Here is a 19,770-nt window from a genome sequence, read left to right as displayed (position 1 = left end):
AGAAGACAATCCAGAAGACAAAACCTATAAAAAAGTAAGACAACCCCATTAACTCAAGCCTAGTGAGTTATTTTTCCAATAGTTGCACAGCACCAACTAAAGGTTCTTCAGCCAGAGCTCTATATCCAGCAGATTCTAATAACTTAATCCATTGAATTTTTAATTTTTCATCTTGAGGATTTGCCAGCAAACGCTGAGCTAAACTGGCGACGGAATCATACCAAATATCAGGTGTTGCTGTATTGATTTGCTGTTGGCGTTCAGATGTGAGTGGTACTCGCGCGACAAACCCATTCACCGACAAGTCAGTCGTAGATCGCGTATAAGGTTCACAATTTAATTTGAAGTACCAAAGGTAATACTTATTCAGTTCAAGAGCATAGTTTGGAGATTTTTGCAGGCTAACACTAATAATTCCTGGTGTTTTTGGCAAAGTGACCGCAGCTTTATAAATTCTCTTTTTCCCATCTGCTGTTTGCAGAGAAAACTCGACTGAGTTTATATCTTCAGGATTGTAGGGAATATAGAACAAAAAAGTTGGATATTCAGAAGTCGTGAAGACCGGATTCTTAATAGGTACAAGAGCGGTAATTGACTTACTTGTCTTTTTACAGTTGGGATTAGTGGGGTCAAGTCCGGTTCCGGTTCTTGGTTGATTATCTCGTGGCGGTGGCGGTGGCGGTGTTTGAGGAGGTGGTGGGGGGGATTGGCTCAAAAAAATTGCACTGTAGGTTTGTAAAGAGATAGGAGAAATCATGATAATTGCCAGCGCAATAATGATAGCAAAAGCTAGTTGGAAATATAGCCGAGGCATTTGGATTTAGTTGTTGTGTTTTTGTCTAAAATGCTTATTCCGGCTGTCGATTTTGAGATATTTTATGGATGACTAATCCACTGCCAGTCGCTACTAAAGCTAAGGCTGAGGGAACTAAAGGCATCCATCTGCCCTGGTTAAGCATCTCAAGACAAATGTAATATAACAGCACGCTAGCAACACAAGTGACTATTGTCAAGTGCAGCCGGGGGCGAACATATATCACCAACACTCCGCCAGTAAACGCCCATAGCCAAACAAATACTGCATCGCCCCATTGCAGATTACCCCACTGTGGTAGCACCCCTAACAAAGGTCGTTTTGGGTTATCCATCACGGCGCTAAGAATTTGACTTGTCATGTGGGTATGAATCCATACTCCTGGCATTTGGCCATAGGGAGTATCAAAATCATCTCTAGCTACTTCCGCAGTATAGCCGACGATGACTACCCGATCTTTGATTGCATTTTCGCTGACTTTTCCCTCTAAAATATCTGTCAGTGAAACTATTTTTGCTGGTCTAGGATTGGCGCGGTAGTTGAGGAGAATTTGGCTACTCTTGCCATCGAGGCTTTGATAACCTCCTGTGTGTGAGGCTAAACGATTAAAAGTTACTCCGCCCAATTCCCAATTTTTTGTAGTTTGATTAACTTGTAATGGTTCAATTTTCTGGGATGATAATAATGAAAATGCTAATAAAAAACTGAAGCTGTAGGGTGTAATACATTTAGAAGATTTAGGCAAATAATTGGGTTCATAGGATAAGACTTGGCGACGGACTGTCTGATGTTTATTGTCTTGAATGTTATTATCAAAAATATCTACAAATCCTACTTGACCGGTTAATTGTTTCGGGGAAAACTCAGGAAGCGGAGCATAATCTGCCGCGGACGATTGGTAGGAACAAACGGTATAAAAGTTTTTATTTCTTTTAAAAATTTCGATCCAATCTTTACGGGCTGTGATATCCATATCATCCTTGATTCTAGGTTGATTGCGAGATATATCGAGCCCAAAGGCTGCTGGTTTATATTTTTCTACTTTTTTGACGATTTCTGCTAAAGCGGATTCTTTGATCGGATAGCCACCATACTTATCAACTTCTTGTTGATTGATTTCAACTACTGTGATACGGGGATCGATCGCCTCAGCTTGGCGCTGTCGCATTAAATAATCGTAAGCAGGTAATTCCAGAGGTTCGAGGAATTGTAGCGATCGCACTCCCATGATCGCACCGGTGGCGATCGCACTTGCCATCAACGCAGTCTGAAGATTGCGCCAAATAGAAAAGCGTTTGCGCTCTTCCTCATTTCCCCTCAACAACTCAATCCAAGTTAGAGCCTCAACACCCGGAGACTCATAAATCATCGGCAACCAGCTAGCACCAGGATAGTTAACCTCAAATCGATCCAGTTTTTTCCGCGCTTTCCCAACTGATTTATCCAAAGGCTTATTTTCTACAGCAAATGCCTCCAACAAATACTCCAAAAACTTTTGAGCTACTTCATCAGGGACTCGCTCTCGCATGGCGATAACTGCTGGAATTTGTAGAGAAGCGAGTTCCTGCACTAATCCCATGCCGTCACAAGAATTGAAAATCGCTAATTTTAAACCATGCTGAATAGCATTTTCTAAACCATACTTTAAGTTTTTAATTGTTATGCTTTCGGCTTCACTGAGGGCAAGTTTACCCTCGGTGTAATCAGCATTGCTCGAACTATGACCAGCAAAGAATAAAATATCCCAATGCTGTCGCCATAACTCATCATTGAGCTCGCTGTTGGAAGTAGCTATCAGAGGTTTAATGTAGGCAGATATTTGGTGAAGCTTTTCGGTCAAAAGCTTCAAATCTGCCTTAATATTGATCCCTGTATCTTCTCCCATGATAACCAGAATTCTGACCTTGTTTTGATTTTTCTTGCCTTGGTATTTATGGGGTTCTTTATGGTTGACTTTGCTCAGAATTGGCTCGATTTCAGCATCATGTAAAACATCCCACAAATGCCAAGGGAATTCCCAAAGAGCGATATCATCTGTTTGAATGATTAATCTGACATTTTCTCCCTCAGCGCTCAAGACTTGTAAGAGCTTATCCCGGACAGGCTGAAATCTTTTATCTCCTGAATTCAACCAAGTATTCATACTTGTTTCCACAGACTTAGCTGAATCTTTAACGGAAATTTTGGTAATTTGCCCCTTTTTGCTCTGTTCTAATTTGCGGTAAGAACCACAACCTGCTTTTTCGCGAGCTAAGCGTAAATTTTCAGATGCTTTCAGCACATCTGTAGCTGGTGGCAACGACCCAGAAATAGAATAGGATATACTATCAACTTGAAGACTGACAGAATAAGGCTGTTTGCTCTCTGTTTTGATATCTAAGACGATTGACTTGATCATAGGTTTTGGTCGGCTGGTAATGATGGTTGATTTAAATAGTAAAAGGTTCTTTGAGGCTCACTCCGTTCACTGCTATTTTAACCTGGAAATAATCGTCGATCGCCGCCGTAAATTCATATTCAATTAGATTGTCAGCAGCATCCGTTTGTTCTTCAAAGAAAACTTCGTCATCTTCATCTAGGATAGTAAGTTGCAGATTTGGTGGCAGAATTGGCGATCGCTCAGGACGTAATAGCAGATGAACCTTGATTTTATCAGTTTCTTCGGGGGTGAGAGTCAGCACAAGCCGAAGTTGATCGCTATCAAGGCGCATCCCTAAATTAATAGTCTTACCAATGCCGACACCCGCACTCTCATTACTCGGATCAATTTTCCCCAAACTCACGGATGCTTCGCGGCGCAAGGCGTCATTTTCAGTCGTTTCCAGCAGGTGAGTCAGGGTGGCGATCGCTTCTTTATTTCCTGGTTCGAGGCCACCTAATAATTTAATCGCCTGCAATTGATTCTGGGGATTGCGCTTATTCTGTGAAATTTCAATCAATGTGGGAATGGTATTGTGACTCTTAAAGTTACCGTCCCTATAGGACAAAGCTCCTACCCTCCCATTAACTAAACTCTGGTCTACATTTCCCAACATCTCTGTAAACATTTGCTCACCTGTCTTCCAGCCATCTTGGAGATAATTCTTCATGCGCTGAAGTAAAAGTGCTGGAGTTGGACTCGCGACAACTGGCACAAAATTTGCTACACGATTGTGATACAATAATTGCCGATATTTGTCATTTGCCAAGAAAGCGGCCCACTGTTCAAAGGATACTTTCAGTCGGGGAGAATATAGCGAGGAATCGCTCAAAAGCTGTAATAATTTCGCCGCCTCCATCTCTGATAAATTAAGCACGGGAGCAACTTCTGCTTGCAAGTTTAATCCTAGAGTAATTTGCATGACAGTCAGAGATGCGGTCAACTCATCTATGGCTAAAGAATAAGTGCGATCGCCCGCACTGTATCTGCCTTGATGCTTCAGTTGCTGATGAGTCGCAAACCCGCAGACTTCCAGCCAACAGCGATCGTCATCATCCCCATCCAAATTCACCTGCACAGCCACATAATAATCACCAGCCCAACTAGGAATATCAACCCATTCCTGCGGCACACAAATTTCTTCTACATCTGACTCGTCACTGGGAATAAACACCAGTCTGCTATCACCAATCTGAATAGCTGTGCCGTTGACTACTTCCCAAATACTAGCAAGATCCTGACCGTGCCAGACTAAAGGTTGAGGGTTCTCTGGTTCCAGCCATTCAGAAAGCCAGTTAAATAAAGCATTTAAACAAGCGCCATTGAGATAACCATTGTAGCGAGAAATAGGATTAGAGTGATGTTGATTTTGTTGCCAAGCAGTCTCTAGGTCTACTTCGTCAATAGTCAAGCGCAGCCTATCAGAAATTTGAGACTCAAAGGGTTGGATTTTTGTGAATTCAAACATTTTTTATTCTCCTTTTTTGTTGTTAGCCATTAGAATTTGCAAGCATTCGTCAACGATAACATCCACTGTTTGGGAGGCATCTTCAGCCTGAAGAGAGAGATTCCGACTGCGACAGACAGCTCGAACTTGAGATTGATAAAAGCGCAATAACCAGTTGTCCACACAATCCCGCTGCCAAATTTCAAGTTCCGCAATTAAATTGGATTGTAAGTTCTGCTGAGATCGAGAAAGTATGGCATTCACCTCTAAGTTATTTATGCCCAGCATAATCGCAATCCTTTCTACGTTTAACTGCTGACCATAGTAGAGATGGAAAACAGTTTCCTCTTGAGATTCAAGTTTTTTGACAGCTTCAACTAAAGCTGCGTGAATTAAATCTGAATGCAGGGGAGCGCGGAAGTTTTTATGCAGCCATTGCAATACATATTTTTCGGACCATACTTCCGGCTGTGACATTTCAGCCATAGTTTTGATGAGTTTTGTTTTAATAGTATTCAGGCGACGAGAAATGGCAGATTGACTGATTCCTATTTTAATTTCTAGTTGTGTTTGCTTGATGCCGCAACCATAATAAAGCAGGAGAGTTTTGTGTTGATCTGGTTTAAATTCTTCTATCTGTTTGCGAAAAGCAGAGTGAACTTGCTGGCTTTTTCTGCCATTTTTCTCAGTATTTTCATCTGCTTCTATATCGAAAGATTCTTCGGTATTTGACTGAGATAAGTTTTCACCGCCTTTTTCCTCAAGTGATTCCCAGGGGATGTTGATGTTATGGTTAATGGGATTTTGGTAATTTTGTAATGCTTGAATACATAATTTCATCCAAGCTTGCACTTGCTCTTGATTGATATTTGAGCCAGCGGAGACTTCGTGAGGTGCATTCAAGAGGACCTTTTCTGCATTGTAAGATTCAGCGGTCTGCCGAAAGTCTTCAGTATCAGCCTCGTGCCATTTATCCCCTCTTTTCCTGACCGCAGGATTATAAACTTTGTTTAAGCTATAAACTTGTTTAAAACATTTGCGTGCAAAGATACATTGGGTAATTGTTGGTTCTGGAATCGCAGAAGTTTCTAGGGCTTCCCGAAGCAGTTTATCGGATTTTTTAACTAGCATTCGCCACGGCGAAAACTTACCTACAGACATTTTATCTCGGATATCTTGGCTCAAGGCAGCTTGAATGTAGGTATCTAAAGAAGCCTGACGATCGCAATCATAGGATTGTAACACGCGGCACAGATTGTCAGGATTGTAGATAAAAATGCGAGCAGAGCAGAGATACTCGTCCCAAAGCTGCTCCTGGGAGTTTTTCGAGACTTCTTTAGCTGCATAATAGCAGTTTTTTTCAAAGTAACTGGCCAAGTGTTCTAAGGCTAGTCTCTTGCGATTTCTGGGTTCCCATTCTTGAGAAATTGATGCCGTATTAATTGCTATTTTTCTCCAAAATAGTGCTAGATTTTGGCGGTGATTTGGCTGGGAACATAACTGTGCGAATTCTGGGTGTCGTTGTTGATACAACTTAAAATTGGTTCTGAGATGATTCTGGTTGTGCCACTCAATAATCTGGGCATTTTTGCTGGTATTCAGCATGAGATAGGTGCAAAATTCGTCGGTGTAATTTTGACGTTCCGGCAGTCGGGGAATATTTCCCTGGTGAGAAGGGTTGGTCATCTTAGTTTGTTATCGAAGAACAATAAAGGAGGAATTGAGCCAGAAGTTTTGAGTTTACAGCAGCCTCGCTGGAGAGGAAGCTGTTGGCCAGTACAGAGGCTCAGAGGTTTTTGACTCGGAGTCATGGGGGAAATTGGGCGACTGAAGCATAGTGGCTGGAAGAGCGTCCTCTAAAGTGTGCTACTAACTTATTGGTGTCGTCAGCCGACATTTATGCGGGTAGCTCTGAGTTGGGGATGCAGCATTGTCTCTGAGCAAGGCAGTAGCAGTGCATCTGTTGCTTGCCCCCGTGCTGAGGCTGAAAGTGGGGCTGGTGTCTAACTCTTGAGACATAACTGCTTGAGTTGGAGTTACAACAGTCCAGCTTCTGGGCGCATTCCTCCAAAAGTGGGGCGCTAGACCTCACAGGCAGTCCCAGAATATCTGGCTGGTTGCCTCTGTCATTGCATTGTCCCACAATCGACTGCGATCGCCCTCCAGTTCTAAAATTCAGTCCTCAAATGCGATCGCCTCTGGCTGTTAGCTAGCTCGATCGCCCTTACTTATTCAATTGAGCAGCTTTTGAACAATTTGCATAAATTAGCAGACATAATTTTGAATGTTTTAGCTAAAAACTCGCCTCAACTTAAGAGATAAACTTACTCCGATTGTCTAAGATATTGACAATTACGAAATTTCCCGATCGCACAAATTGATTTGCATATTTTTGAACAATGGCACTTCTTTTAAGTTCCCATAACGTTGCCAAGTATTTAAGAGATGTAGAGCTCTGTACCGATACAGAGCCAGACCTCTTTCATGTAGATTCCGTTGCCGCTAAAAACTTTAACCTGTTAGTAACTCTTTCCAACGGTTATAAATACCTTGTCAAGCAGGAACGCTATGCCTCTGATGGCAAAGCTGCTGGCGAATTTCTCAACGAATGGCGAATTCAAGAGTTTTTACAGCTATTCCCCGAACGGGACAGCTTGCGTTCGTTATTGCCAGTAGTGTCGCATTTTGATGCGGAAAATTCCATCCTGGTTTTCAACTACCTAGATGACTGCCGCGATTTAGCTGATTTCTATGCAAAAGAGAATGTTTTCCCGATCGCGATCGCATCCTCGATCGGCACTATTATCGCTACCATCCATCGCTCAACCTTCAACCGTAAAAATTATCAAGAATTCTTCGATCGAGATACTGACAATGAAGTAAAATGTTTGGTGCCTAACTTAATTCGCAGTTTAGAACGAATCACCCCCGAAATCTTCGGTTTAGTTCCCGCAGACGGTTTAAAGTTCTTCGTTCTCTACCAACGTTACGAAAGCCTCGCGCAAGCAATAACAGAGCTTTCTACAGCTTATAACCCTTGTTGCTTGACTCACAACGATCTAAAACTCAATAACATCCTCATTCACCAAGATTGGCAACAATCCGATCGAAACATTGTCCGACTAATTGATTGGGAACGTTCTGCTTGGGGAGATCCCGCCTTTGATTTAGGAACTTTAATCGCCAGCTACCTGCTGGTTTGGTTGAGTAGTTTAGTCATCAGTCAGACACTCACGATCGAAGAATCGTTGCGATTAGCCGCAACTCCTCTCGAACAGATTCAGCCTTCAATTAATGCTATGACGGTAGCTTATTGTGATACCTTCCCAGAAATAGTAGAACACCGCCCCGATTTCTTAAAGCGAGTCGTGCAATTTGCTGGGTTGGCATTAATTCAACAAATTCAAGCCACAATCCAATATCAAAAATCTTTTGGCAATACCGGAATTTGTATGCTCCAAGTTGCCAAAAGTTTGCTGTGCCGTCCCGAACAATCAATGCCAACTGTTTTCGGCAGTGCTGCTACTAGCCACACTCAACTCAACCAAGCCGCTTAAAATATTCCCTCGCGATGCAACTCGATATGCAACTAATTGATTCTCCTCCAATTCAACACTCAAATTCTATTGAAAGCAGGTTGTTAGATACCCTGCAAGACATCATCAAAGTACAAATTCAGCCTGATTTCTGTATTCTTCACCCCGATTACAAACCGTTAGAACTTCCTGCGGAGGTAGTCAACCGCTTTAAAGGAATGCCAGCAGAAGTTCAAAATCTATATATCAACTTGCAACTTCGCAGTTTCCTGTACGGTATCCATTATAATGGTTCCCTGAAAAATGCCCTTGCACCAGATGCAAATTCAGATGCCAAATCCCTGTATCAAAATTTAGAAAATAACACCATTCTCGGAGTAGATTTAGCCTTTTACGATCGATTGCACGAAAATAATGATGGAGAAGGCTACTTCGAGCCTGATTGGGTTGCAGTCAGGCAAGAAACTGACGGTAGTTTAGCTGTTAATAAAGGCGGGTTAACTTTACATATCGATCGAGAATACCACCTTCAATCACATCAAAAAAATGCTGGCATTGGCGATTGTGTCACTATTCGGATGCCCAAAAATTTCGTTCAAAACGGATTTTACATGGCAGTTGGGAACGCCGGGCCGCAAAGTTACGATACAGACAAACCTTTGGAAACAGTGCGCGTTTACTTTAACTTAACTCCTGAAGGTGCAGTTGCAGTTATGGGCAAGCTGACGCACCGGCTCAATGCTATCTTACTTCCCTTTACTTTTAAAGTGTTATACAACCCCGGTGATTACGGGCGTTATGACTCAGGAGTTCTCTACTTTGAAAAAAGTAGTTATGAAGCAGTCAGGCTAGTTTTACAAACAGTATATGCAGAGGATAAAGCACATTTCAAAAAAGAAATTCCCTTATTTACCAAACCGCTAGCGCCTGGTTTAGGGCTAGCAGAAGAACCAGACTACAAATTTGCAGCCCAAGAAAGCTTCGGGATGAACCGCTGCCAAATTGTGGCCAATGGCTTATTAGAAGCTTGGCACAAAGGAGATGAGTTACCAGAAGCGCGAATCAATGCTATTTTTAAGCACTTCTCGCTAGTGGGGATTGACTGGCAGCGTGCCTATCTCAATGCGAATTCTGAAGATATTTATACAGCTTTAGAACTATGAAAATAACCGATCTCGCTTTACCATCGATCGCTTCTTCAAATGCGATCGCTCCTTCAAATACGATCGCTTCTGTAGTTGATAATTTCCCACCGTCTGATTTGCCGTTTTACCGCAAGCTGGGACGCACCGATTTAACTGTTAGTTGTCTGGGATTAGGAGGCGGGGGCGGTATTTCTAGCGATGATACTCTTTACGCTTTCGATCGAGGAATTAACTACTTTTTCTATTCCAGCGACTTGCACCACTATATCTACAGTTCGATGGCTGATGCGCTGCGAAAATTATGCGATCGCCGTTCGTCAGTGCGGGAGAAAGTGGTGCTGGCGACGGTGACTTATATCAAAAGTCCAGAAGCAGCGATGGCAGCATTGTTGGATCAGTTTGTGGAACTGGGAATTGACTATATTGATGTTTTGTTTTGGGGTTGGTTCGGCACTAATGACGGACAAGCTTTACAAGATTGTTTGCAGCTTTCTCCTGATTTGAGAGGCAAAAATTCGGTTTATCAGCGCACGATCGAAAGAATGTTTGGGACTTCCGAACGCCTCAAAAAAATGGGTGCTGTGCGTTATATTGGTGCGTCGTTCCACGATATCACTTTGGCTCGGCAGTGGTTGGATAGTCCGCTGTTAGATGTGGTGATGGTGAGGCATAATGTCGCCCACCGTTCCGCTCAAAGTCAGATTTTCAATCAGTTGGATACGCAAGATGCAGAACGACCGGGGATAGTTACTTTTAAGTCTACAGGTTCTCATTCCGGTGCGCTTTGGGATATTCCGGCTGGTTTGCCTGCGGGATGTTGGCAACCTTCTGTGCCGGATTTGTATCGCTATTCTTTGAGCCAAAACTGCGTGGATGTCTGTTTGGCAGGTTGGCAAAGCCGGGAAGAGATAGATGCTGCGATCGCAGGTATCCAAAAAGGTCAATTAACCCCTGCTGAATTGGATTATCTCAATGTTTATGGCGATTTGCACCGCAACCGTTTGAAGGTACAGGAAGTGCTACCGGAACGATTGCTGTACTGCGCTTAGTTGCGCTTAGTGGCGATCGGCTACCTCATAACACCAATTCACTAATCCCAGACGCCTGTTTTATTTGGGTTGGAGCAACAAAATATCGAAGCTCTCTAAACAAAATAAATCTGGTTTCTCCTTCCTAATTACCATTTTGTCAATTTTGTCAATCAAATACACAGGATAAAACCATGCAAGAAACTTTAGAAAAATTGGTGTTGCCAGAAATTTTACCTGCAAGTGATGAAGCTGTTGTTGCCTACCTGCGCCATTCTTACAAATTTGCTGAAATGGCAGCACTGGCTGAACGAGATACCCTAATTTTGGCAGTTTGCCAACAGCTTGGCATCAGTATTTCTGATGAGGAATTGCAAGCGGCGGGGGATGCTTTTCGCTTGGAACACAAGTTGCTGGGCGCATCTGAAACCTTGGCTTGGTTGGGAAAACAGCGAATTAGCCCTGAAGATTGGTCGCAAGGAATTCGAGTATCGTTACTGACTCAGAAGTTGAAAGAGCATCTTTTTGGAGAAGTGGTAGATAATCATTATATGACCAACCGGGATGATTATCGGCGGGTGGCTTTGTCTCAGATTTTAGTTCGCGACTTGACAGAAGCTTTGAAAATTGCCCAATCGTTAAGGGTAGAAAATGCTTCTTTCTGTGCGTTAGCTTTGGAACACTCGAAGGGGAAGCGATCGCAACAAAATGCTGGCTTTGTGGGGATTCGATTTTTGGCGGAATTGCTACCGGAGATTGCCAAGGCTGTTGCTGAGGCGAAGGAAGGTGAAGTGGTTGGGCCAATTCAGACGAAGTTAGGTTATCACATTCTGAGAATTGAAAAGCGGTTTTCTGCTGAATTGGGTGAAGTCAGGGAACAGGTTTTAGAATCGCTGTTTCAGACTTGGTTAAACGCGAGAAGCAATTCTGATATTGGTGATGAAATGCGTTAATGAGACGATCGAGGTTTGAAATTCTCAACTGGGTAGCTAAGCAGTCGCGCGTTTAACTTGTGTAATTTGGAGCCTGCACCCCACGATAAGCCAAAAACAGGTCAAAAAATTAGATGCGCGACAGATTAATAAAGAATAGCTTTTTAAGCGCGATGCCTACCTCTGATTAAATTCAGGGGTAGGACTTTTATTTGTTGGGACGATAGAATACAAAAACGTCTCAGCATCCAGTGTTTTTAGACAAAATTGTTTTACTTTTAACTTTATTAATGCCCCTATAATTTGTTTGGAACCCTACTTACGGCACCTTTTACCATAAATATCTAGGATCGTGTAAATAAAAGGATAACTTCTTATTGATAATTTTATGTCTTCCCAAGTGTTTCGTTTATATTGCAAATCCTATTTGATTGAATTTTAATAGTAAATAGGATTTAGGCAATCAAAAGTCTAGATGTCAGAAAGCCATAAATTTTGGAGGACATTCATCAATGGCTACAATTACAATCTCCGATCTGCGTCCCGCCGGTTCCGAACTGTTTCAAGATTCAGAAAGTTACCTTAATAACCTAACTGAGAGCGAAATGGAGGAGCTGCTAGGTGGCGGTTGGTATCTCAAAGGCTCTATCAATCAGAATGGAGTTTGGGTTCAGTTTAGTTGGGCATGGCGGTAAATTAAAGAGTGTAAACTTTTGATTTCCAGCAATTACAGCACTTTTGCTGGTAATTGAGGTACAGAGACTTCCCGGTAATTTCTAGTAACCGGAGTTTAGAGTGTACTTTATAACCATGCAATCTGCTGTAAATATCATTTCATTACTTTGGAGGACATTTCACAATGGCGACTATCAAAATTTCTGACTTGCATCCTACTGGATCAGATCTTTTTCAGGATTCTGAAAACTATCTCAATGAGCTAACGGATGACGAGCTAGATTTAACTCATGGGGGATTTAGTCCAGCAGTTTCTTTTGTTACTAGGGCTGTTAGCGGGTATGTAGTTTCACAAGTTTTTTCCCTACTTTTTAAACCCATAAAAGTTTACTAAAACGGGATTTCAAATGTTTCTTTTACTATCAAATGGAGGTAGATTATCTATACATCCATTTGATAGTAAACTTGGCAATTTCTCAGAAATAAATTATCCAATGGCAATCATCAAAATCACCAATATTTCTCCCAAGGGGACTGAACTATTTCACGATCCTGAAAGTTTCCTAACAGAACTAAAGGATGAAGAACTGAATTTAACTGGTGGAATTTATTACACTTGGTTCTTTCGTAAGTTACCACCTTCCGGTTTTCCTGTATTTTGGGCATAAAATTTAAACCCATTACGGTTGGCGTAATAAAGTTGAAATCCCAGACAATTTCTCAGGCAAATCATTAAAATCGCTAACACACTACTGGTTTTGAAGTCCACGATTCTGAAAACTACCTGAATCAGCTAACATATGAGAAGCTGTTATCTAGGTAGAAAGAATAGATAGCCCTCCGACACTCTCGGAGGGCTATTACATTTATGAAACGTGGGATTATAAATTTGGCAGTTTATATACTTAAATCTAAGTCGATCACAACTTCTACTTCCTCAACTTGCTGCTTCACCCAACCGCTAAACAAATCAGAAAGAATTTGATACCCCAGTTTCTCATCCAACTGCGGTTTAATCACTTCCTCAACCAAAATCAAATATACCCCCTTAGCACCCACAATTGGCTTCAAAACCTGTGGCGGTTTAGCAGCAAAAACAGCAGCAGAAATCTCCGCCTTCATCTCCCCGCGCCGCACAACTCCCCGATATCCCCCACGACGGCGCAACTCAGTATCCTGAATATATTGATGAGCAACTTCAGGAAAAATCATCTCCCCCTCTTGCAAAGCATAAAACAGTTCCATCGCCAAATCTTCATCATCCAAAACCACTTCATAAATCACCGCGCCAGCATAATCCAATTGATGTTCCACAAACCAAGGCTCTACCTTATCTGCAAACAAATGTTGCGCCAATTTTCCAGACATCACATTTGTATAAACCATTTCCTCAAAATCATCTAAAGATAGGCAATTTTTCTTCAACCATTCCCAGGTTTCATCAGCAGTCTTCAGTTGGCTGATTAACCGAATATTATCTGCTGCTTGCTGTAATTCTTCAGCCTCCACTTTAATCCCCGCCTCCGCTGCTGCATCCATTACTACCTTCCGAGTAACAATTTGCTCCACAATAGAAGGAATTTGGCAGGATAACTTGACTTGCTGAAGGATATCTTGAGCCGAAATAGTAATAGCTTGTGACATGACACTCTCCTAAAAGGTAAAATTGATTCAATAATGGGTAGATTACCCGCTAAATTACAGCTTTAAATCGCCTTTTTGTAACTTCTTAAACGGGTCAAGAATAAAGTCAATCAGGCGACGCTGACGGATAATTATTTCAGCCGTAGCTGGTTGACCAGATTTGAAAGGAATACACTTACTCTTTGGTTGAAGACAACTCTGAGATAACTCAATTTCCACATCATAAGTAGTTACATTTCCTTGCGCTGTTTGCGTAATCTTAGAATTGGGGGATACCCAACTCAATTTGCCTTTCACAACTTCGTAATCCTGGAAAGGATATTCATCAAATTTCAGATTGGCATCTTTCGCTTGATTACCTGAGCGTAAAGACTCGCTTTCGGAAGTAAGAATCTGTCCCTTGAACACCAGGCCAGTACCCTTTCTTGCGATCTCAGCAATCAATTGTTTAGGTTGTACTACTGCACCTTCTCGGGTAATAGGAAGTGAAAAAATAGTACCATCAAAATCTGAACGAATCAAATATTTCTTGAGCTGCTCTTTAAGAGAACTAATCTGATTTTTTGTTTGTTCGATTTCTGATTGAACACCCGCAATTTGCGTATTCAAATCAGTAAGCTGCTGTTCTATTTTCGAGACAGCTATTGTTCCCGATTGAACCAAGCTTTGATAACTGCGTTTTTGTTCTTCCAAACGCAGCTTACCTTGCTCAATATCCGATTGAGCTTGGCGAATAATTCTCTGGTAGTTACCCTGCTGCTCTTTTAGACGCAGTTCAGCTTGTTTAATATCAGACTCAGCTTGGTGAATAATCTTCTCATAACTACCTTGTTGTTCTGTTAAACGAGATTCTGTTTGGGAAATATCTGATTGCGCTTGTCGGCGTTGTTGATAGTTTTCTTCTACCGATTGTACTATTTCTGCAAGTCGGTCTTTTGAAATCGCACCGGCATCAAAAACTGTTTTATAGCGTTGGAATTTTTCCTCAGCCTTTCCCAAACGAACTGCTGCTAAATTATAAGCAGCTTTGCTAGATTCAATGCTTTTCCTTACTTGAGCAACTTGGGCGAGTTTTTCTTCTTTTTGGAAGTTGTAAGTAGCCTTCAAAGCATCAAAACTCTGCTGTGCTTGTGCCAATTGTGCGATTTTCTCTTCTTTTTGAAAGTTGTAAGCAGTTTTGAGGGTATCAAAATTCTGCTCTGCTTGAGCGACTTGTGTTTGTTTTTCCAATTCTTGAACTTTACTTTGTTGGTGTTGAGCAGCAATAGCAATCCCAAACTGATTTTTCTGGATTTCTAACTGGCTAAGCCGATTTATTTGTCCTTCCAATTTAATTTGATTTTGTTGAATTTCATCACGAATTGATTTAGAGTCTAGTTCTACTAAAATCTGGTTAGCTTTTACCTCATCCCCTTCTTTGACGCGCACTTTAACCACTGCAACGCTACCTTGAATATCTGCTTCTCGCTTAACGGTATTTCCCTTAAGTTCAAGCCTTCCTCTAGCAGAACCTGTTTCATCCACCTTGTAAAGCATTGACCAAGGTAAAACGATACCTACAAATATTACCAAAAAATACAGTAAGCCTCGCGTCCAAGTTTTTGGCAAAGTATCTAGTAATTCCTTGGTAGCATAAGACCAATCATCAGTATGAATAACTTTGTCATTTGTAGAGTTAGGAAACTCTTTTTCAGTCGCTAAAGTTTCTAATTCGTGGGAGTTAAGCTCGGAGGGAGAAAATGAGTTTGATGAGTTAGGCATATTTGACAAGAGTTAATAGTGGTTTTCAGACCATGTAAGGAAAAGTTGGGTAACTTTTGTGTTGGGCTATCTTTCACCCTGCAACATCCAGTTGTTGCTGATTGAGATAGAAATACTGCCCGCGTTTAGCCATCAACTCTTCGTGAGTTCCTTTTTCCACCAAAACGCCTTTATCCAATACCAAAATTAAGTCAGCATTACGCACTGTTGAGAGGCGATGAGCGATAATTATGGTGGTGCGATTTTTGCGAATATTGGTGAGATTATTCTGAATAATTCGCTCGGATTCAGCATCGAGGTGACTGGTGGCTTCATCAAAAACTAACAGTTGGGGATTACCTAATAAAGCACGAGCGATCGCAATTCTTTGTCTCTGTCCTCCCGATAACATTCCTCCACCTTCCCCAATTTGGGTTTCGTACCCCATCGGCAGTTTTTTGATAAACAAATCGGCCCCAGCTTGTCGCGCTGCTTCAATAATTTCTTCTAGGGTAGCTGATGGTTGTCCGATGGCAATATTTTCGCGAATTGTACTGCCAAATAAGAAGGTATCTTGGTCAACTACACCTATTTGAGAACGGAGCGATCGCAACAAGATACTGTTTATATCTTGACCATCAATTAACACCTTTCCATCCGTAGTAGGATAAAGCCCCAAAATCAGCTTAGAAATCGTTGTTTTCCCAGAACCACTACGACCCACTAAGGCTACAGTTTGTCCTGGTTTAACCTCAAAACTGAGGTTTTCCAAAACATTGATATCGCTTTCTGGATGATAGCGGAAAGTAACCTTATCAAAACGAATGTGACCGTTAATAGGGGGTAAAGATTGCCGCGATTTTTGCTGTAAATCTTCTTCTGGATCTGCTTCGATTACATCATGGATGCGTTCGATCGCTATTACCACTTCCTGCAATTCATTCCACAGCACAGTCAACCGCTGAAAGGGATGAATAACATTACCTAGCAGCATATTAAAAGCAACTAATTGGCCTGGTGTAAGTTCACCTTGAATTACTAAAGACGCACCAAACCATAACAAACCTGTTGTCACTAAAGCCTCGATAGTACCGCTGAATACCTGAAGTCTATTCCCAATCACTTGCCCGGCAAAATTGCTTTTAACTGACTTATTCAGTAATTCTTCCCAATGCCAACGAACAGTTTGTTCGACCGCTAAAGATTTGACAGTACGAACACCAGTGAGTGCTTCGATCAGATAACTGCTTTCCCCTGCCAGAGCATTAAAGATATCCCTGGAAGTTTTTTGCAAAAAAGGAGTAGCAATTAATGCTAATAAGATAAATGGTGGAACAATTGCTAAGGCCAGCAAAGCCATTTTCCAACTATACCATGACATTAGTCCTACGTAGATAAAAACCGTCAGTAAATCCAGCAATATAGACAACGCTTCGCCAGTCAAAAAACGTTGAATTTTATGATTTTCTTGAACGCGGGAGATGATGTCACCTACATAGCGCGACTCAAAGAAGTTGAGAGGCAAACTAAAGGTATGTCGGATAAACCCAACAATCAGCGCTAAATCGACTCTATTTGCTGTTTGGTCTAGTAAATATTGTCGCAGTCCAGTCATAGCTACTCGGAACAAACTAAAAATTAGTAACCCTACTCCAAATGTGGTTAAAGTTAACTGACTTTGGCGTTTCACTACGTTGTCCAAAATCATTTGAGTGAATAGTGGCGTAATCAATCCAAAAATTTGGATAAATACGGAAGCTATGAAAACTTCAAACAGTACAAGAGCGTGCGGTTTAGCTAACTCAAAAAACTGCCAAAATGGGGTACTGTATTCTTTGGCATCTCTAATTAAAGCTGTGGGTTGCAATAACAAAGCATTGCCAGTCCAACTAACTTTAAATTGGGCATAGGTAAGGGTACGTTGACCGATGGCTGGATCGGCTATGATGACGTGCTTGCGGGTGATTTCGTAGACTACAACGTAGTGCTTGCCTTCCCAATGCGCGATCGCAGGTAGATTTTGTTTCGCCAATTGGTCTAAACTGGCATTCACGGGTCTAGTAGAGAATCCGATACTTTCTGCTGCTGCTGATAAACCTCGTAAAGAAGATCCATTGCGATCGACATTAGCCATATCCCGCAGGTGATTAACGCTAAAGCGCTTACCCCAATAGCGAGCTATCATTACTAAGGAAGCAGCACCACAGTCGGATGCACTTTGCTGTGCAAAAAATGGATAGCGGCGGATAATTCGCTGCCACAAGTGACCCGCTTGCAATGTGGGACTGGGAAAGTAAGCTTTACTAATTTTTTTCTGTTTTTTTGGCTCGACAGGCAATTGGCGATTGGAAAAACTATTCCCGCTTTCAGTCTTTTTTTCGTTCGCTATAGAACTGTCAGTTCCTCTGAGCAGCGAATCTCGGAAAACAGCCTGGTAATGAAGATGATCTCGGATTTTGGGATATTTGCGAATCAGGTGAGAAATGTACTCACAGGGAAGAAAACACAGTGTTGATGAGTCTTTGGTAGCTTTTGCTGAGTAAGGTTCCAAGGACTCTTCAGCAAACAAGGTTAGCTCGCCAAATGATTCGCCTGCTTTCAATGAAAGGGGTCTATCATCCAGACTATGAGTTAATCTTACTTTCCCTACAATAATGATGTAGATGCCACCTTCAGCATTTTGTGAATTCCAAAATTGTCTTACTGGCTGAGGCTCTATAACTTGAATATTTCGACGCACTTCTGCCAGTTCTTTTTCTAGAAAAGATTGTCCTAATGTTTTTTGCAGTAAATCATTAGAAATCAAAAAATCTGGTTGATTCTGAAGCATAGTTGCAATCTCAATGTATGGAATTGAAAGGCCAAAAATCGGGGGAAACTGAAACAGAGGTTTCTGTGAGATCGCGGATCGAAAGGCGGTTGCCTCCTTGAGTTGTGGTATCTTCCACAGGAGCGGGTTTGGGTCGCGTAGACAGTCCCATATCTTTGAGCAAGCGATTGATATGGCGATCGCTCAGTTCAATGCCGAATTCTTTAGCGAGATGCTTGCTTAACCATTGTCCTGTCCAGCGCCGGAACGAGTAACCGTAATCGCGGGGGCTATTGCTAGTAAGTTCTTTCAACCGTTCTAGGTACTGGTCATTTACGGTTTTAGGCCGGCCAATTGGGCTGTCACTCCAGTTGTGCGCTTGGCCAGCCTGTGCCATCAATATCCAATGGCGAGCCGTCCCTTGAGAACATCCCAAGATTTCACAGATTTTGGTTTGACTTTTACCCTCCGCAGCCAGCAACATAATTTGGATGCGCTGGCGGTACAGTTCGGGTAAATTGCCTTCCAGACTTTTTTGCAAGAGTTTGCGTTGAAAAGGTGTCAATAGCTGGTGCTGGTTAAGGCGCGAGGGTTTATAGCACTCACTATCAGGTAGCTCGTCTGGGCCACTGTCGCACTGAAAGGGATCGCGTGACATATTGGAAAACTGATGGGACTCTAAAACCTTATTTGGAGACACAAGGATCTCAATATGCAGTTATGCACCTATTTTGTCTGTTCCACCCCCACCATCAGGCTGTTAGAACGGAACTTGCCCCCGGAGAGGGTAGTTCCATGGGTAGTAATAAATATGTAGTGAAGTTTAATTACAGTAATTGAATATATATGATAATTTTATAAATGACACAATCAAATTTTGTGATTTTAATATTTCTTTACGCGCTCGAATGTAGATTTAGTTACACTTATGCTATCATGACTAAACTATTGCTAGAATTCTTGATATCTGCCAACATTAGTTTAGTCATGTAATCTGCTATTTTTACGACCAGACTGCCCTGATTGTGGTTCAAATCACATAGTTAAAAATGGTAGAATTCATAATAAAAAACCCAAATACAAATGTCAAAGTTGCGGTCGCCAAGAAAGTCGAAAATCCGACAAACAAAGTAATGAGCTTCGGAAACAAAAGATTTAATCGAGCGACTTCTTTTGGATAAAATTTCTTTGGCTGGTATAGCTAGAACCACGGGTGTTTCTAAAAAATGGTTACAGGATTACGTAAATAATAAATATGCCTCAATCGCACGCACAGTAAAGGTTAAACCTAAAAAAAAAGTCAGATTGAATGTTGAATGTGATGCAGGGTAAGAGCATCTCAATCAAGCTTGACAAAAGGAGTTGAGAACAGTCATCATATAATCATTATTCATAGAAGCCTGTTTGATTTTTTGACGAAGACTACGCTGCAATGTTTTCTCCTGATTAAGAGCGTTAAGTGCTATCCGTCTCAGGATAGCAAAATTACGAGGACTATGACCTGAACGAATCCGACATTGATCCTCATGGAACGTGACATCTAAAGTCCAATGAACTTGGTTCTCAATCGTCCAATGTTGA

General features: G+C 41.7%; 15 protein-coding genes and 1 pseudogene. 7 read left to right on the top strand and 9 right to left on the bottom strand.

The features are described from left to right. Window positions 1-67 precede the first annotated feature (67 nt). The 4 genes from QUA33_RS17810 to QUA33_RS17795 all read right to left on the bottom strand — a co-directional run bounded on the left by QUA33_RS17810 (window position 68) and on the right by QUA33_RS17795 (window position 6,366). Entirely contained in the window at window positions 68-757 is a 690-nt protein-coding gene (locus tag QUA33_RS17810) for a DUF928 domain-containing protein (protein ID WP_194008267.1), read from the bottom strand. A gap of 91 nt (window positions 758-848) precedes the next feature. Beyond that, complete coding sequence (locus QUA33_RS17805) at window positions 849-3,212, bottom strand: CHASE2 domain-containing protein (RefSeq protein WP_194008268.1); 2,364 nt, start codon at window positions 3,210-3,212, stop codon at window positions 849-851. Window positions 3,213-3,243: 31 nt separating this feature from the next. Then, entirely contained in the window at window positions 3,244-4,701 is a 1,458-nt protein-coding gene (locus QUA33_RS17800) for a DUF1822 family protein (protein WP_194008269.1), read from the bottom strand. Window positions 4,702-4,704: 3 nt separating this feature from the next. Then, window positions 4,705-6,366, bottom strand: a complete 1,662-nt coding sequence (locus tag QUA33_RS17795; protein WP_333149902.1) for a hypothetical protein — start codon at window positions 6,364-6,366, stop codon at window positions 4,705-4,707. 713 nt (window positions 6,367-7,079) lie between these two features. On the opposite strand from QUA33_RS17795, the gene QUA33_RS17790 reads away from it, so the two are divergent. From QUA33_RS17790 to QUA33_RS17765, 6 genes are all read left to right on the top strand, one after another. After that, complete coding sequence (locus QUA33_RS17790; RefSeq protein WP_194008271.1) at window positions 7,080-8,237, top strand: phosphotransferase; 1,158 nt, start codon at window positions 7,080-7,082, stop codon at window positions 8,235-8,237. Window positions 8,238-8,263: 26 nt separating this feature from the next. Further along, on the top strand, window positions 8,264-9,379 hold the full coding sequence (locus tag QUA33_RS17785) for a T3SS effector HopA1 family protein (RefSeq protein ID WP_194008272.1): 1,116 nt from the start codon (window positions 8,264-8,266) through the stop codon (window positions 9,377-9,379). Continuing rightward, the gene (locus QUA33_RS17780; RefSeq protein ID WP_194008273.1) at window positions 9,376-10,410 is read left to right on the top strand and encodes an aldo/keto reductase; all 1,035 of its coding nucleotides are present in this window, start codon (window positions 9,376-9,378) and stop codon (window positions 10,408-10,410) included. Before QUA33_RS17785 ends, QUA33_RS17780 begins: the two co-directional genes overlap by 4 nt. A gap of 173 nt (window positions 10,411-10,583) precedes the next feature. Continuing rightward, the gene (locus QUA33_RS17775; protein ID WP_194008274.1) at window positions 10,584-11,342 is read left to right on the top strand and encodes a peptidylprolyl isomerase; all 759 of its coding nucleotides are present in this window, start codon (window positions 10,584-10,586) and stop codon (window positions 11,340-11,342) included. Window positions 11,343-11,833: 491 nt separating this feature from the next. Further along, the gene (locus tag QUA33_RS17770; RefSeq protein WP_194008275.1) at window positions 11,834-12,016 is read left to right on the top strand and encodes a hypothetical protein; all 183 of its coding nucleotides are present in this window, start codon (window positions 11,834-11,836) and stop codon (window positions 12,014-12,016) included. Between the two features lie 387 nt (window positions 12,017-12,403). Further along, window positions 12,404-12,664 carry a hypothetical protein gene (locus QUA33_RS17765; protein WP_194008302.1) on the top strand — a complete coding sequence of 87 codons (261 nt, stop codon included), beginning with the start codon at window positions 12,404-12,406 and terminating at the stop codon, window positions 12,662-12,664. 229 nt (window positions 12,665-12,893) lie between these two features. On the opposite strand, the gene QUA33_RS17760 is transcribed toward QUA33_RS17765, so the two are convergent. From QUA33_RS17760 to QUA33_RS17745, 4 genes are all read right to left on the bottom strand, one after another. Beyond that, window positions 12,894-13,640, bottom strand: a complete 747-nt coding sequence (locus QUA33_RS17760) for a peptidylprolyl isomerase (RefSeq protein WP_194008276.1) — start codon at window positions 13,638-13,640, stop codon at window positions 12,894-12,896. Between the two features lie 54 nt (window positions 13,641-13,694). Continuing rightward, a complete protein-coding gene (locus QUA33_RS17755; RefSeq protein WP_333149898.1) occupies window positions 13,695-15,401 on the bottom strand; it encodes an HlyD family efflux transporter periplasmic adaptor subunit in 1,707 nt (568 codons plus the stop codon). A 73-nt stretch (window positions 15,402-15,474) separates the two neighbouring features. After that, window positions 15,475-18,210 (bottom strand): ABC transporter transmembrane domain-containing protein, encoded by a 2,736-nt coding sequence (locus QUA33_RS17750; protein ID WP_333149896.1) that lies wholly within the window; start codon window positions 18,208-18,210, stop codon window positions 15,475-15,477. 10 nt (window positions 18,211-18,220) lie between these two features. Continuing rightward, complete coding sequence (locus QUA33_RS17745) at window positions 18,221-18,847, bottom strand: helix-turn-helix domain-containing protein (protein WP_194008279.1); 627 nt, start codon at window positions 18,845-18,847, stop codon at window positions 18,221-18,223. A gap of 336 nt (window positions 18,848-19,183) precedes the next feature. On the opposite strand from QUA33_RS17745, the pseudogene QUA33_RS28280 reads away from it, so the two are divergent. Beyond that, window positions 19,184-19,512: pseudogene (locus QUA33_RS28280) on the top strand (IS1/IS1595 family N-terminal zinc-binding domain-containing protein); the annotation flags it as partial. A gap of 20 nt (window positions 19,513-19,532) precedes the next feature. On the opposite strand, the gene QUA33_RS17740 reads toward QUA33_RS28280, so the two are convergent. Continuing rightward, on the bottom strand, window positions 19,533-19,770 hold a 238-nt coding region (locus QUA33_RS17740), incomplete at its 5' end, for a transposase (protein WP_445243257.1).

Origin of the sequence: Microcoleus sp. Pol14D4, assembly GCF_036701245.1 — a bacterium.
In the GTDB taxonomy this organism is placed as follows: Bacteria; Cyanobacteriota; Cyanobacteriia; order Cyanobacteriales; family Microcoleaceae; genus Microcoleus.
This window is presented reverse-complemented; position numbering and strand designations above follow the sequence as displayed.